Here is a 15,947-nt window from a genome sequence, read left to right as displayed (position 1 = left end):
TTAATTACATCAAAATGAAAAAAATACACATCACAATTCTTTTAGTTTGTCTTTGCTTTTTTTCGACTTTTGCAAAGCCAAAACGCAACTCACACTATATTACTAATCAGGCGCCGCTAATAGCCCAACCATATACAGCACTTCCATTAGGAGCCATCAAACCGGAAGGAATGTTATTGGAAATGCTGAAAATACAAGCAAACGGTCTCACAGGTCATTTGGACAGTATTTATAGCTTGGTTTGTGGAGATAACAATGGTTGGCTAGGTGGAACAGGTGATGGTTGGGAACGTGGTCCCTATTGGATCGATGGATTGGTTCCGCTTGCGTACTTACTAGATGATGATGCATTAAAAGCAAAAGCTCAGCAATGGATCGAATGGAGTATCGAAAACCAACAAGAAGATGGGTATTTTGGTCCTCGACCGCTACCTGAGAACTATGAGAAGATTCCAGGCACACAACAAGGAATGCGTGAAGATTGGTGGCCAAAGATGGTGATGCTAAAAGTTCTTCAACAGTATTACATGGCAACAGAAGATAAACGGGTGTTGACATTAATGACCAACTACTTTCGCTATCAACTAAAAGAGCTTCCGAAAGATGAATTGGGCTATGTAACTTTTTGGGCAAACAGAAGAGGGGGCGATAATTTAGCTGTCGTCTATTGGTTATATAACATTACTGGTGACAAGTTTTTACTTGAATTAGCTGAAATTATTCATAGCCAAACCTATGATTGGACAAACGTGTATTCCGGCAATGTCATCAGAAGACTAAATCCACTACCCGAGCTACATTGTGTAAACGTTGCCCAAGGATTAAAAGAGCCAGTAATCTATTATCAGCAACATCCTGATTCAAAATACTTGGATGCGGTTAAGAAAGGCTTAAACTCGCTAAAAGAATGTCATGGTTTTGTAAATGGAATGTATGGTGGTGACGAACGCCTTCATGGGAACGATCCTACACAGGGGTCTGAACTATGCTCTGCTGTTGAGATGATGTTCTGTTTCGAAAATATTCTCCCAATTACAGGAGATGTATATTATGCAGATTATCTGGAAAAAGTAGCATACAATGTACTTCCAACACAAAGTACCGATGACTATTTGCGGAAGCAATATTTTCAGCAAGTTAACCAGGTTTCAATCACCGATGAAGAACGAAATTTTTTTAATGATAATCATGGCCGTATTGTCTATGGAACAACATCAGGATATCCTTGCTGCTTAACCAATATGCATCAGGGATGGCCAAAATTTGTTCAAAATTTATGGTATGCTTCGGCAGACAATGGTCTTGCAGCTCTGGTCTACGGTCCATCAAAAGTTACAGCCAAAGTGGCAAATGGAGAGACTGTTACGATTATTGAAAAAACAAATTATCCATTCAAGGAAGCAATCAATTTTGAAATTAAAACAGATAAAAAAGTCAGATTCCCTTTACATCTTCGCATTCCTCAATGGAGCGAAAAAGCTGAATTATTAATGAATGGAACTGCCATAAACCCTGAAATAAAGGAAAATATCGCCATTATCGACAGAGAATGGTCTGATGGTGATCAATTGAATTTAAACTTCACCGCAGATTTCAAATTTAGTTACTGGTATGAAAATTCATTAGGCATCGAACGTGGTCCTTTGGTATACGCACTTAAAATTCAAGAGCAGTGGAGAGAAGTTACCCGTCAGGGATATGATGATACGTTTTGGGAAGTATTGCCAAATTCCCCATGGAACTATGCCATTCTTAAAGAAACAATTGACACGAAAGATTTTTCTATGAAAGTGGCAGACGATGTTGCCTTAAACCCTTGGAATTTGGAAAATTCTCCTATTACTATAAAGACGAAAGCTCAACGCATCCCAATATGGAAAATGGACCGGAATTCAGCAGGAAAAATTCCATCACCATCTTGGCCACCACGTCAAACTGAAAATGAAAATGAACAGATTGAATTGATTCCATATGGCTGTACAACCCTTCGAATTGCACAGTTTCCAATAAGATAGAAAACTTACACACCAATTATAGCAAAGAGTTATTTGATGATCTTCAAATAGCTCTTTTTTTTTATAATTACTTGCCCTGCCCATAAAAAAATAAAACACTGTCCTCCCCTTTTCAAATGCGTAATTTAAGTATTTAGTAAATGTGACAGCAATTATCGTGTTACCAATTTATTTTACAATACTGAGCCTTTGAGCTTTGGGATTAGAATATCATTTTGGTATCTTCGGGATATTCCCTTTTCGATAATTTGGAAGTATAAAATCGGGATAACAAAAAGGGAAGTAAATTGACCAAACTTGAGAAGGACTAAAACTAACTTAATCGAAAACTATGAATAAAGAATCTTTCGTAATAGGAATAGGAGAACTTCTATGGGATGTTTTTCCAGATCAAAAAAAGATGGGCGGAGCAACAGCTAACTTTGCATACCATGTTGAAAAACTTGGAGTAAAAAGCTTCATGATTAGCACAGTCGGACATGACGAGCTAGGCGATGAACTTATTGAGGTATTGGATCGTGCAAAATTAACTTATGATGTCCAAAGGCATGAACTTCCAACAGGAACAGTACAAGTCACTTTAAGTGGAAATGGAATCCCCAATTATGAGATCTGTGAGCCAGTTGCCTGGGATTTTATAACAATGAAACCAGAGTGGGAAGATATTGCAAAGAATGCTTCCGTAGTGTGTTTTGGTTCATTGGCTCAACGTGGCGAAGTCTCAAGAAAAACAATTCGCCAGTTTTTACAATTAGTCCCTGATTCTGCATACAAAGTATTTGACATTAATTTACGTCAGCAGTTTTATTCCAGGGAGCTTATCGCAGATTCACTCAAACTATGCAATTTCCTGAAGATTAACGATGAAGAATTGGAAATGGTGGCAGAAATGTTTGGATTAGATGGATCAACCGATGAAAAATGTCTGAAGCTAATTGCTGACTTTAACTTAAAACTATTGGCCCTAACTTGTGGAACTGATGGAAGCCATCTATTTACAGATAAACAACATAGCTTTAAGGAAACACCTATTGTGGAAGTAGTCGATACCGTCGGTGCAGGAGATTCATTTACCGCTGCGATTGTTGCCGGACTACTCACCGGAAAAACGCTTGAAAAAACACATGAAATGGCAGTGAAACTGTCAGCTTTTGTTTGTACTCAGAGTGGTGCTATGCCAGATTATGACAAAGTTCAATTTGTCAATTAGGAAAATAAAAAGATCGGGGAAAGGAATTAATTTTTATCATTTATTCCTTTCTTCATTTTATAAGTCTGCCTCGATATAATAATGAAGGTTTTCGGCAGTAATAATATCAAGTGGCAAATATTTTACTGAATTAATCTCCTTTTTAAAAACCAAATGATCAACCAATAAATGGATTCCATAATATCCCTGGCGTTTTGGATTCTGATTAATTAAAAAGTTTATATATCCCTCCTCTAAAAAATCCAAATTCATTTTAAGTAAATCATAGCCTACCAACCGGATATTCTTATTCTTTCTATCTTTCAGATATTTGGCAATCGTGTATGATTTTGATGTAGTTACAAAAATCCCGGCAAGTCCAGGGTGATTGCTAATCAACTCGTCCAGTTGAGTATAAAACACACTTTCCGTGTTACTATTTGAAAGTTCAGTTCTCACAATCTGAGAACGACCATCAGTTTTATGCTCAAAGTAATCAAAAAAGCCTCTCTCTTTCCTTAATAAATGAGATGAATTCGGCACGTCTTCATCAATATGAGTGATCGCAAAAGTTTTCTTATCAGTGATTCCGTAATGAAGTAATTTCCCAGCTAATAAACCACTTTGATAGGAGTCTTGTCCGATATAGGCTAAAGGATCAACTTCGTTGACATTGGTATTAAACAAGGTGAAAGGAATTTGGTCTTGATTCCATTTTGATAAAAACGGCAATGACTCTTTGTAAAATACCGGTGCAATCAGTATTCCATCATATTCCTCTTCCGAAACCTTATTGGCAATCTCTTGAAAGGAATTCACATCAAACTGATTGAATATATATTGCGTCACAACAACCCCGTACTGTGTCAATTCCTTTTCAGCTTTCTCTATACCTTCAATCGGTGCAAGCCAATAATCATCAAGGATTGAATCGGGCACTAATGCAGCTATTTTATATTCCTTTCTGGAAACTAGCGCCCGCGCATGTATATTTGGTTGATATTCTAATTCTCTGGCAATTCTCAATACGCGCTTTCGAACCTCCTCTGCAACCCGACCACGATTATGAAGTACCCTGTCAACAGTCCCCATGGAGACTTCAGCCTTTTCAGCAATATCTTTTATTCGAACAGTATTCTTTTTTTTATTAGCCATTATTACAAAGGAAAAATAAACTACCAGAACAGATAATTGAATTAAGTTTACTCACAACCTTTTTTAATATTACAATGGTACCTGAGTTGTTGCAATATGACAAAGATAGATATCGTGTTTATTTATGAAAAAGCTATTTCTCCAAAAAAACCTGGTTGATGAAAATCCGGTTCATTTGTTTCGATATTATTCCAACACAAAAAGTGAGGTTTCGACAAATCATCTCCACATTTATAAAAATTTGAATTTACTTTTAATCCAGACAATTTAGCAATCTGGTTATAGGCAAATATTTTTGATGGAATTCTGAGAGATAAGGACCAGTTAAATAATTCCTTTTGCCGATTAATATTCGTTGATGATCTAATTTCTTTGATCAAATTTATTGGTAGTGATGTTCGATTGTTTCTATTTCTCCCGTATGCAGCCAAACATGTTCCCAAACAATTAAATTCCAAATTATAGTAATTCTCATCTCCTTCAAATGAGATGAAAAATTCAACGCAACTATCCTTGTAAACTGGTTCTTGATGATTGGAATATTTAGCAAGAATTTCGTCTTCCGAAACACTAAACTGTAATAAAACATCATCGGTCGTATGAGCTATTTTAAAACTTACAATTGGTATTTGTTCATTCGTATTCCACGGTGAAAACCCAATTTTATTGCTTTTCAGCTCACTAAATACGTCTAACCAATCCATCGGATTTTTATCTGATACAACTTTTGAAGGAGCAATTATTATCATCAATTCACTTGCTTGAAATAGTTTCTAAATAAATTTTCTGGATAATTTCATTTATTAGTTCAAAATTGCTTTCCATTCTTTCTACCAGGCAAAACTGGGCCCGTGCACGCTGAAGATTATGCTGCGGAAAATGAATTTTGTAATAATGATCGCCATTTATATAATCCGTTAAAAATCGAAGCCCCATAATAAATGGTAACAAAAGGCAACCATGAGCCAACGACACCACTTCGGCCTTTGACATATCTTTTCCCAATTCAGAAATAAATCCTCTTGAAAAACTTTCAAACAACTTCATATCAACCTGAATTTTATCCAAATCCGGTTCATCTTCTGCGGCAGTATTAACCGTGGTTCTTATTGCATCACCAAAGTCATAAGCCAAATAGCCAGGCATTACCGTATCCAAATCGATAACACATTTCGCCTTATTATTTGCATCTAACAGAACATTATTGAATTTGGTATCGTTATGGGTTATACGTTTTGATATCAATCCCTTCTCACCCATATTCAAAATAATATTCATTCTTTCTTCTCTTGTTTTCGCAAAAGTAATCTCATCAGCCACATCAACAACCCGCCCCACCGAATCTTGCTCAATAGCTTCATAGAACTGATGATATCGAAATCGAATATTATGAAAGTTTGGCAAAACTTCTTGCAATAAAGAAGCTTTCAAATCAGACAATAACAATTGAAACTGGCCAAAGGCTTTACCTCCTTCATACGCCTGCTCTTCGCTTTCAACAATATCTAATGTTTTGGTTCGCGTAATAAATACGAACATGCGCCAACAGCTACCGCCCTCTCTTTTATAGTAATAATCTCCCCCTTTTGTTGGAACAATCGTAAGAACTTTATCCTGACTTTCTTCTCCAGCCATTTCATATTTTCGCTTTAAATGTTGAGTTACCAAATGAATATTATTCATTAGCATTTCAACATCCTTAAAAATACTGGTGTTAATTTTCTGCAAAAGATAATCGTCAAACTGTAAATTACTATTTTTCAATTGGTAAGTATCGTGAATATGGCCCGATCCTATCGGAATAATTTTCGATATTTCCCCCGGACAATCAAATTGGGAAATTATATTTCTCAGTTCATTTCCACTCACAAGAAATTCAATTTAAATGGATTATTAGGTTTAGTTGTATTAGAGAAAGCACTAAAATAGATCATTTTTACAAGATTAAAAAGGAAATCAACTAAAACGTGTGCACGTACACGCACATTTATATTTGAGTCTACTCATTATTTTTCTTAAAACAATGATTAAATTTGCAGCCCCATTAAACTATACTCATAAACTTACATTGTCATAATCGCAAAAAGAGAAAGATGATTGTTTTAATATTAATAATTGCAGCATTATTTGTGTTACTCATTTTAGGAACTTGGTTATCAAATCAACTGAGGAAAGATAAAAATGAAGAACCTGAAAAAACAACTGAGGTACCGTTAGATTGCTGTGGAGCACATGAAGTTTGCGATTATGAAGAGATGATCAGAAATCCGGAAGAGATTATATATTTTGAAGATGAGGAATTAGATCGTTTTCAGAATATTCTACCCAATAGCTACAACGACGAACAAATTGAAGAATTCCGCGATGTATTATATACTTTACAAGGTCATGAAATTAGAAAATGGCTTTTAAGTATTCAGCGGAGAAATATTCAACTTCCTTCCATTTTACAACAGGAAGCTGTTCACCTAATGGTCGAAAACTAATTATTCATCCATAAATAATTCTTCCTTGATTAATCGCACCCGATCCAAGGCATAATCAGCATTATCCGCTTCCTCACCTGCCTCTTTCAAATAGGATTTGTAATAATTTAAAGCGATTGTTTTACCGTAGTTGAACTCCTCACACATTGTTGCAAGTTCAAATAATACCTCGACTTTCCTTGAATCTAACTCATAGGCCTTTTTATAACACTCCATTGCCTTTTCAGGTTCCAATTCTTTCATATAAACCTGGGCTAAATGGTGATACATTTCAGGATGAAAATCTGGTATCGAAATATAAATGGCAAAATCCAAATAATTCGCTGCAAGATCATAGTTCTCCAGCCGTTTATGACACACACCTAAATAGAAATTTACATACACATCGTTCGGAGCATTTGAATAGCACATTTCCAACATTTCGATGGCTGCCTCTGTTTGTTTGTTGTGATAAAGACAAATACCATAATTCAAAAGAACAGGCAACAAGGTATCGTACCTGGACATGTATTGATTGTACAAACTTTGTGCAAATTCAAAATTCTTTATTTCAAAGGTAAAATTAGCTGTCTTTAATAGTAAAGATTTATTATTGGGAAATTGTCTCATCGCCTTCAAATAGGTGTTGAGGCTTTGTGTCTTTCGATTTAGTCTTTCAAAAGCATTAGCAAGATTAAAATAAGCGCCTAAATCTTTGGGGTTTTGAGTTAAATATACATCGTATAGCTCAACTGTCCGCTTTAATTTTTTTGCTTTGAATGCAGCTAACGCGCCATATTTATTAAACATTACATTCGTGGAATCAACAGCATGAATTTCCTCAAATACATTAAATGCCTGGGAATAGTCGGTAAGAAGAATAAGTATTTTACCAAGGTCAAACTTTATCAGCAGATCATCGGGCTTTAGCTTCAGTGCCATGTTTAGATCCTGGGCGGCATTCTCATAGTTTCCTAACGATTGAAACAAGTCCGCTCTTGCATTGTAATAATCTACGTTCAGCGAATCAACAGATAAAGCAAGAGTTATATCATTTAACGCTGCAGGGTAATCCATCAATCTTTGATGAGCTATACTTCTTTTATAAAATAGCTCACCTGTAGGCTTTGCTTCGATTTTCTTGTCAATTATTACAATTGCTTTTTTGAATTCCTGATTCAAGAGCATTAAATCTATATTCTGTGCTTGAATTGCAGATGGCAATAAAAAAGTGATAAGGATGGCTAGATTTCTGAACATGGCTTAATTATTTTCGAAAAAGAAAAGGACTTCGAATAAACGAAGTCCCCTGTTATGTTATTGTAAAACAAAAGTAATTGGCACTGTATAAGATACAGCAACATTCTCACCTCGTTGTTTCCCTGGAGTCCATTTTGGTGAAGATTTTATTACACGGATAGCTTCAGCATCAAGACTGGCATCAACACTTCTCACAACCTTAATTCTTCCAACCGATCCATCCTTTTCAACAACAAAGTTAATATACACCTTTCCTTGAATTCCATTCGTTCGAGCATAAACCGGATATTTAATTCTTTCTGCTATAAACTTCCTTAGCGCCAACTCACCTCCAGGAAATTGAGGCATTTCTTCAACAATATTAAATACCTCGCCCATCTCTTCAGTTCCATCAATACCATAACCTACCACCGCAACTTCTTCTACCGAGTTATTCTTAGCATCTAATGCTCCGGATTTTAGAGTAATCTCGATAACTCCATTTTTTGCTATGTCACCATATTTCTCTACATATGGCTCTTTAGATTCATCTTTCAACACACTAATTGATTCAATTATCTGAGGATCCAGTTTTTCCATTGCATCTCTGGTTGCCATTTCTCCACCAATTATTATAAGTGGCTGCTCATCAGTTGCTGACTTCAGTTGCATACCATTCTCAACTACGTTGTCCTCTGAAATGCTTTCCTTATTCTCACATGCAAAAACTACGAATAATGCGCATGCCATTAACACTCCTAACAGGTAACGAAATTTATTTTTATTTGAAGATTTCATTTTTGTCATCATTTTTAATCTTGATTTAATCAGAGAGGAATTAAAATTATTGGCAATTGAAAATTGAGTGCCAATAAACTGGGTAACCAATATTTCCTTGTAAAGGTCGATTGCCACCCCTTTATTTAATACAGCCTGGTCAGCCATGTATTCATGGTTTTCTTTAATAATCCTCCTTAATAACCAATAAAAAGGATTAAACCACTGAAAAATGCTGACTAACTCGAGTATTAATATATCCACCGTATGTCCCTGGCGAATATGTTCACTTTCATGTGCAAGCATTTTTTCCCAGCCTGGTTTTGATTCCAGGTTATTGCTTACAAATAAATAGTCGAGGAAGGAATACGGGCTTGAATCTTCATTGATATAAACATATTTGATTCCATCTTTTTGAACCATTTGACCTTTTGAAATAATCCGGAAAATTTGGAATATCCTGAAAAAAATCAGTAAAAACATAACGATTGCAACAAATAAATAACCGGATATCAGCATATTGCTAGTTGAAATCCAATCAGCCAAAAAAGATGATAATCTTGAACTATTCACGGTTATGGTTTCCAACATATTTGGTGCACCATAGTTGCTTACAACAAGTTTTGAAGAATTACCTACTTCCCAAATTTTTAAATGAAAAAAGGGAAGAACACTTGAAAAGACGATCGAGAAAAGTAAGAATAACCGATTTGCTTTAAAGAAAGTTTCTTTACGCAAAAACATAAAATAGATCATTGATAAGGCACCAAGGCTAACGCCCGACTCGAGCAGATAATTAATAAAGTTATTCATGGTCTTTGTTTTTTTTCGTCGTTTAAGTCTTTTCCTACTTCTTTCATTAATTCTTCAAGGTCTGATAAGCTCATGTTATCTTCTTTGGCAAAAAATGAAACCATTTCTTTAAATGAATTACTGAAATAACCTTTCATGAAATTCTTCATATACTTTCGGGTATATTCCTTTTTACTAATTAATGGAAAGTACCGATGTGTTTTCCCAAAAGCTTCATAACCAACAAAACCTTTTTTCTCCAGAATACGAACTATGGTAGAAACCGTGTTATATGCCGGTTTCGGTTCAGGCATTTTTTCAATAAGCTCTTTCACGAAGGCTTTTTCCTGTTTCCAAAGTAATTGCATTACCTGTTCTTCAGCTTTTGTAAGTTCTTTCATGATGGTTGTATTAATTGTTTTTAACGATCAACAAATATCAAGCCAAATATAACTAATTGAATAGTTTTTTAACTAATTAATTAGTTAATTAAGACAAAAAAATTATTTACACACAAAATTGACAGGCATCGTATAAGAAACTTTAACTGCTTCTCCTTTCTCCATTCCTTGTTTCCACCCATCCATTAAATTAACCACACGCAATGCTTCTTTATTCAATGATTCAGAAACACCTTTTGCAATTTTTGCATTGTCTATATTTCCTTTTTCATCAACAATAAAGGACACAAATACTTTTCCGCTAATTTTAGCTTTTTTAGCATCTTCTGGAAAATTTACATTCTCACTTATAAATTTTTTAATTGCCTCCACCCCTCCCGGATATTCGGGCAATTTTTCGACAATGGAATAAACACCATTTTCGTTTGGCTTATTCTCTCCTCGAGCAATTCCGAATAATGGAATAACAAGAAGAGAAATAAACACAATTTGGTACATTGTTTTCATAACTTCTAATTTTTATGAGTACTTGAAATATCAAAACAAACATATAACTATATTTTTAGTTTTCAAACTAAATCTTTAGTTTTTATATCATAAAAATAGGAAAAGCCATAAAAAGCTTTCCCTACTCAGTATCTCAAATCTAAAAGTTATACGATAAATTAGAAGTAGTAAATATTTCCCTTACTACGTCGAGTGGCCTTACTTTGAAGAATTTCAACCACTGTACGTCTGTTTTCTGCATGTTGCTCCTCCGTACAATTTACGCCATCATCGCATTCATTCACTAATTGCGACTCACCAAAACCAACATACTCAACCCGATCAGGATCAATGCCATGATTTACCAGGTACTCATAAGCAGTAAGCGCTCTTTTTTGCGATAAGTCCATGTTGTAATCATCTCCACCGCGTGAATCGGTATGAGACTCCAAACGAATTTGAATATCAGGATATTCTTCTAAAATAGAAACAAGCCTGTCAAGTTCTCTCGCGGCATCTGGTCGGATATCCCATTTTGCTAAATCATAATAAATGTTCTTGAGGTTGATTCGAGTGCCCGCATTTAAAGAATAAAGCTGAAAATAGTAATCTAAAACACCGGGGTCCATATCTGCTGTACTGAAATTAACCTCCGTTCCAAAATAATTGGTAGCAGAAATAATTACCCTGTAATCGTGATCTGGTTCAATATAGTTGGAAAATTTACCTTGATAATCAGCATAAATGGAATCAGAGAATTCTCCATCTTTTTCAATTACAACAAGTGCATCCGGGATTGGTAAATTACCAAGGATATCAACAACTTCTCCATCCAAACGGAAAGATGGATCCAGGTAAACTTTCTCGACCTGATTAACGAAGGTTCCATCTCCTGTCAAATTGATTTCCTGATTGGCCTCCATATACCCATCAGCAATAGCAACAACCTCGTATTTCTTATTAACTTCTAACTCAAGAGCTAATTTTCCCTCGTCATCAGTGACTCCCTCCATTATCAATTTATTATTCATATCATAAATTTCAATATCCGCATTGGAGATCACAGTCTCATCATAACTTGAAACAGTGAGTAGCTCAAACTTAAATTCCTGTAATTTGACAGAATATATATCGTCATCTCCTTTACCACCCTCACGATTTGAAGAAAAGAAGCCAAACCTCTTATTCGGTGCAATTACAAATCCAAAATCATCTGCTTCCGAATTAATTTCCCCGGAAAAGCTAACTAATTCGCCTGTTAATGGCACTTTAAATTTGGTGTAATACAAATCCAGCCCCCCTTTTCCCGGATGACCATTTGAAGCAAAAATTAAAAGATTATCGTCGGTTAAAAAAGGGAACATTTCTTTACCGGCAGTGTTAACTTTATTTCCCAAATTAACAGGTGTAGACCATTGATTGTCTTTCTTGACGGAATAATACAAATCAGACTCTCCAACACTACCAGGCATATCACTAACAAAGACTAAGGTATCACCAGTTTTATTAATAGCTGGATGAGCTACTGAAAACTGATTACTGTTGTACGGAAATTTCTCAACGTATTGCCAGCCAAGTCCACGTTTTTCATAAATTACAATGCCTAGTCGTATATTCTTTTTCTTGAAAACGATATTAATTTCTTCCGGATCCTGCCAATTCGATTGGGTTAGGAAAAGTTGCCCGGTTGCCTCGCAATAACTCAATGGTCCTTCGTGATATTCGGTAACCATTGCGCTCATATTGTGTCTGCCAGAAACAATATTACCATTATTATCAATATCCGAAGTAAACACATCGTAAAAAGACTGATCATCTTTGCCTTTTCCATCACTCGGGACAAAAGAATTAAACATCAACTCATTATCAATAATTACAGGGCCTAAATCACTGGCCGCTGTATTTATAGTATCAGCATTTTCAATTATTATCTGCTTATCTTCAAACAACTGATTGGTTTGAGACCTTAACATTTGACTAGTTGCCAGTAACAATACGAATATGATCAAGCTTATTTTTCTCATAGCATTCAAATTTTCCATATCAGAAATAACGTGGTGAAGTATACCTAGTTTTAGAGAAACTTAATTCATAAGATATCATAAGCTCATGAATTCCATCGTGGTACGACCTCAAATTAGACATATCAAAATCTACCGCGTAACCTAATCTTAGTTTCTCATTGATAATAAATTGAGTATTCAATCCAAACGAACCAATTGACCGAACCATTGCCCCCAGCCAAAACTTCTCTTTAAATAAGAAACTTAAATTAAGATCGGCAACAACTGGCGAACCTGCAACATAACGTGCAATTGAAGATGGCTTGAATTTGACAGCATCACTTAAATCAAATACATAACCTCCAATTAACGTTATATGGCGGAATTCAAAAGCTGTTGTATAATTTTCGACTCCAAGCTCAAAATCATTTTGCAATATTTTTGGGATTGAAAAGCCAACGTAAAACTTAGGTGAATGCATAAATGCACCAAGTCCAAAATTCGGCATGAGCTTTTTCTCTATGACTCCATCAAAAGATGGATCATGCTGTCCGTTGGGGGTATAAGTTGTATACCTTGAGAAAATATTCTCATAATTGGTAAATCCAGCTTTCAGCCCAAAACGTAAAAACACATCATTATCCAGTTTTAATCGGTAAGAATAATCTGCAAAAAGAGCAAAGCGTCTTTCGAAACCAATTTTATCATTAATCACTGATAAACCAACACCAACGTTTTCACTTCTTAAAGGGGCTTGAATCGTGAAAGTTTGAGTTTCCGGTCCACCATCAAAGCCAACCCACTGGTATCTTCCCAAAGCCATCATTCCAATACTTTCCCAGGTACCAACATAAGCTGGATTGTAAGCCTGAATATTAAACATATATTGACTGTACATGGGATCTTGCTGTCCAAAACTTGACAATGCAGCTGATACAAACAAGAAACTTACTATTATATATTTTGATATCGTTTTCATCATCTTCATATTTTGGGGTTATCTGTTTAAGTATACAAATCCTTTATGTACGGATGAATTATCCAACACCACAATAATAAAGTAAGTTCCGGCAGGAAGAATTTCCCCCTTACTGGTACCATTAATATTTGCACGACCATCCCACCAGGCAGCTGGGTCGCCATATTTAGGAACATTTCCGTAATCATCGTTTTCGTAGACTTTCACTCCCCAACGGTTGTAAATTTCTATGCTTGCATTTGGATAACTGTGAATTCCCCTGATTCTTAAGTAATCATTTATGCCATCGCCATTAGGAGAGAATGCATCAGGAATAAGAAGCTCACATGATTCAGGATCCAAATAGTTTGGAATATCATTCCAATTACAATCATCATTAGTTGGATCACCATCGCCATTTTCGTCTTCATCAAGAGTAAGAATAGAGTCTCCATCATCATCCGGATCGCGCCAGTCAGGCACCCCATCGCCATTTGAATCCTGCAATGGCGGCGTGTATGTTTCAAACAGATCATCCAAACCATTTCCGTCTTCATCCAGATTAGTAAAGGCCATATCTTCCTCCCCATTCTGATCAATGTCCTGTGCTTCTATAAAATCAGGAACCAGATCATCATCTGAATCTTCATCCATATAATCAGGAACACCATCGCCATCTGTATCAACAACTTCAATCATTTGACCAGAATTATCAGGATCATAAGCATCATCCAATCCATCTCCGTCAGAATCTAAATTCCTCATTGAAATATAAGTAGAACTAGACTGACCTTCAACATTATCTAAGATGCCATCGTCGTCTGAATCAACATCCATATAATTTACAAGACCGTCATTATCTGTATCCACAATATTCACCGTTTCGGTATAAGTAGCTAAGCCATCATTATCATCATCAGCATCGCGCCAGTTATCAACTCCATCTCCATCAAAGTCTTTCAACAGGTCAACAGTTATTAGTTCACTGGAGTATCCATCATCCAATCCATCAACGTTAACATCATCACCAGACGCTTCAACTTCTGCTTCGCCATCAAAATCGAAATCATAAGCCTCAATATTATCCACAACTGAATCGTCATCGGAATCGGTATCAATAAAATCAGCCATTCCATCTGAATCGCTATCCGGCAGATCCATTGGAGTTCCAGAATTATCCGGATCATAGGCATCATCCCATCCGTCTAAATCACCGTCTGTACCAAGAGGCATATGATAAGTTTCCTTTCGTTGTCCCTCCATATTATCAGGTATTCCATCATCATCTGAATCAATATCCAAACTATCAGGAATGCCGTCATTATCTGAATCAATAGTCCGATCGCCTTCATTAATATCACGAATTCCATCATTATCATCATCAATATCAGTTAGGTCATCAATTCCATCATCATCCATGTCATTGACCAATACGACTTGTGCTTGGTCACACAATGGTTCAACATAGTCATCGCATATCTCATAGATGAATGAATCTTTTTCAAAATAAAAATCATCTGGAGTATAAACGAATGTACCATCCGGGTTAAGTGTCACACTACCATGATATGGACCACTAATTGGCGTGGTATTTAAAATGATTCCATCACCATCGAGATCCGAATCGTTGTCTAAAATATTAGCAGTATCATCAGTTCTGATAAAGTAATCATCAACTGCCTCAGGTGGATCATTCACTGGCCCAACCCGAATAGTTACCATTGCATTGTCACATAATCCATCATCATCGCAAACCCGGTAAGTAAGCTCATCGTATCCGTGATAATTACCATCCGAAATGAAATCGATCGTTCCATCACTATTTGCGGTCGCAGTTCCATGCATAGGAGGAACAATAATTTGAAGAGTATTGGCTGATAAATTATCATCGCAATCAACATCATTATCCAAGACATCCCAACTAGCTGGTGTATCTTCAAATGAATCAACTTCGTCATCAACAGCTACAGGTGGACTTTTCACCGTAATTATTTGAACGCATACAACCTCATTATCTCCTATATCAGTAGCTGTCCAGGTAATTCTGGTTATGCCGGCCGGATAAGGATCACTTAATGATTGATTATCATCGCGAACACCAACTACAGAGGCACTACAATTATCAGTAGCAACAGCATTCTGAATTGGTATATCCATCTCACAAACTCCAGGGGATGTCGTTCTGATAATATTTCCAGGACAAGTAATAACAGGTGGAGTAGTATCATCAACTATCACAGTTTGAACCTGATCAATTGAATTTCCATTGCCATCGTCGTAAGTCCACGTTATAAAGTAAGTTCCCTGTGAGTTATAAGTCAATGGATCAGTAGTTGTTCCTGTTATTAATCCGGAACAATTATCGTTTGCTGTCGGTGCAGCAGAAACTGTAACACCACACTCCCCGGTAAGGTCCGGCAGACTGGCTACATCCGCAACAGGAGCTGTTGTGTCATCCACGATCACT

The 15,947-nt window shown here is 36.1% G+C and carries 13 protein-coding genes; 3 read left to right on the top strand and 10 right to left on the bottom strand.

Features of this window, described 5'->3' with window-relative positions:
* Nucleotides 1-14 precede the first annotated feature (14 nt).
* Together ACUNWD_RS01745 and ACUNWD_RS01740 are read left to right on the top strand one after the other, a co-directional pair.
* Entirely contained in the window at nt 15-2,015 is a 2,001-nt protein-coding gene (locus ACUNWD_RS01745) for a beta-L-arabinofuranosidase domain-containing protein (protein WP_445586036.1), read from the top strand.
* A 331-nt stretch (nt 2,016-2,346) separates the two neighbouring features.
* Nucleotides 2,347-3,225: a carbohydrate kinase family protein gene (locus ACUNWD_RS01740; RefSeq protein ID WP_445586035.1), complete on the top strand. Its 879-nt coding sequence runs from the start codon at nt 2,347-2,349 to the stop codon at nt 3,223-3,225.
* Nucleotides 3,226-3,282: 57 nt separating this feature from the next.
* Here the strand turns inward: ACUNWD_RS01740 and ACUNWD_RS01735 are convergent, their stop codons facing one another.
* From ACUNWD_RS01735 to ACUNWD_RS01725, 3 genes are all read right to left on the bottom strand, one after another.
* Nucleotides 3,283-4,359: a substrate-binding domain-containing protein gene (locus tag ACUNWD_RS01735; protein WP_445586034.1), complete on the bottom strand. Its 1,077-nt coding sequence runs from the start codon at nt 4,357-4,359 to the stop codon at nt 3,283-3,285.
* Nucleotides 4,360-4,481: 122 nt separating this feature from the next.
* Nucleotides 4,482-5,108, bottom strand: coding sequence for a carbohydrate-binding family 9-like protein (locus ACUNWD_RS01730; RefSeq protein WP_445586033.1), 627 nt, complete (start codon nt 5,106-5,108; stop codon nt 4,482-4,484).
* A gap of 4 nt (nt 5,109-5,112) precedes the next feature.
* Entirely contained in the window at nt 5,113-6,228 is a 1,116-nt protein-coding gene (locus ACUNWD_RS01725; RefSeq protein WP_445586032.1) for a phosphotransferase enzyme family protein, read from the bottom strand.
* A 224-nt stretch (nt 6,229-6,452) separates the two neighbouring features.
* On the opposite strand from ACUNWD_RS01725, the gene ACUNWD_RS01720 reads away from it, so the two are divergent.
* Entirely contained in the window at nt 6,453-6,845 is a 393-nt protein-coding gene (locus tag ACUNWD_RS01720) for a hypothetical protein (RefSeq protein ID WP_445586031.1), read from the top strand.
* Here the strand turns inward: ACUNWD_RS01720 and ACUNWD_RS01715 are convergent, their stop codons facing one another.
* The 7 genes from ACUNWD_RS01715 to ACUNWD_RS01685 form a co-directional block, all read right to left on the bottom strand.
* Nucleotides 6,846-8,084 carry a tetratricopeptide repeat protein gene (locus ACUNWD_RS01715; RefSeq protein WP_445586030.1) on the bottom strand — a complete coding sequence of 413 codons (1,239 nt, stop codon included), beginning with the start codon at nt 8,082-8,084 and terminating at the stop codon, nt 6,846-6,848.
* A 57-nt stretch (nt 8,085-8,141) separates the two neighbouring features.
* Nucleotides 8,142-9,653 carry a TonB family protein gene (locus ACUNWD_RS01710; protein WP_445586029.1) on the bottom strand — a complete coding sequence of 504 codons (1,512 nt, stop codon included), beginning with the start codon at nt 9,651-9,653 and terminating at the stop codon, nt 8,142-8,144.
* Nucleotides 9,650-10,033, bottom strand: a complete 384-nt coding sequence (locus ACUNWD_RS01705; RefSeq protein ID WP_445586028.1) for a BlaI/MecI/CopY family transcriptional regulator — start codon at nt 10,031-10,033, stop codon at nt 9,650-9,652. Before ACUNWD_RS01705 ends, ACUNWD_RS01710 begins: the two co-directional genes overlap by 4 nt.
* 102 nt (nt 10,034-10,135) lie before the next feature.
* Nucleotides 10,136-10,540, bottom strand: coding sequence for an energy transducer TonB (locus tag ACUNWD_RS01700; protein WP_445586027.1), 405 nt, complete (start codon nt 10,538-10,540; stop codon nt 10,136-10,138).
* Between the two features lie 158 nt (nt 10,541-10,698).
* Nucleotides 10,699-12,543: an OmpA family protein gene (locus tag ACUNWD_RS01695; RefSeq protein ID WP_445586026.1), complete on the bottom strand. Its 1,845-nt coding sequence runs from the start codon at nt 12,541-12,543 to the stop codon at nt 10,699-10,701.
* A 19-nt stretch (nt 12,544-12,562) separates the two neighbouring features.
* Nucleotides 12,563-13,501, bottom strand: coding sequence for a PorP/SprF family type IX secretion system membrane protein (locus tag ACUNWD_RS01690; protein ID WP_445586025.1), 939 nt, complete (start codon nt 13,499-13,501; stop codon nt 12,563-12,565).
* 18 nt (nt 13,502-13,519) lie between these two features.
* The coding region (locus tag ACUNWD_RS01685) for an Ig-like domain-containing protein (RefSeq protein WP_445586024.1) at nt 13,520-15,947 on the bottom strand (2,428 nt) is incomplete at its 5' end.

This window comes from Sunxiuqinia sp. A32 (genome assembly GCF_052690465.1).
The sequence above is the reverse complement of the archived record's forward strand: the minus strand, read 5'-3'. Positions and strand labels throughout refer to the sequence as shown.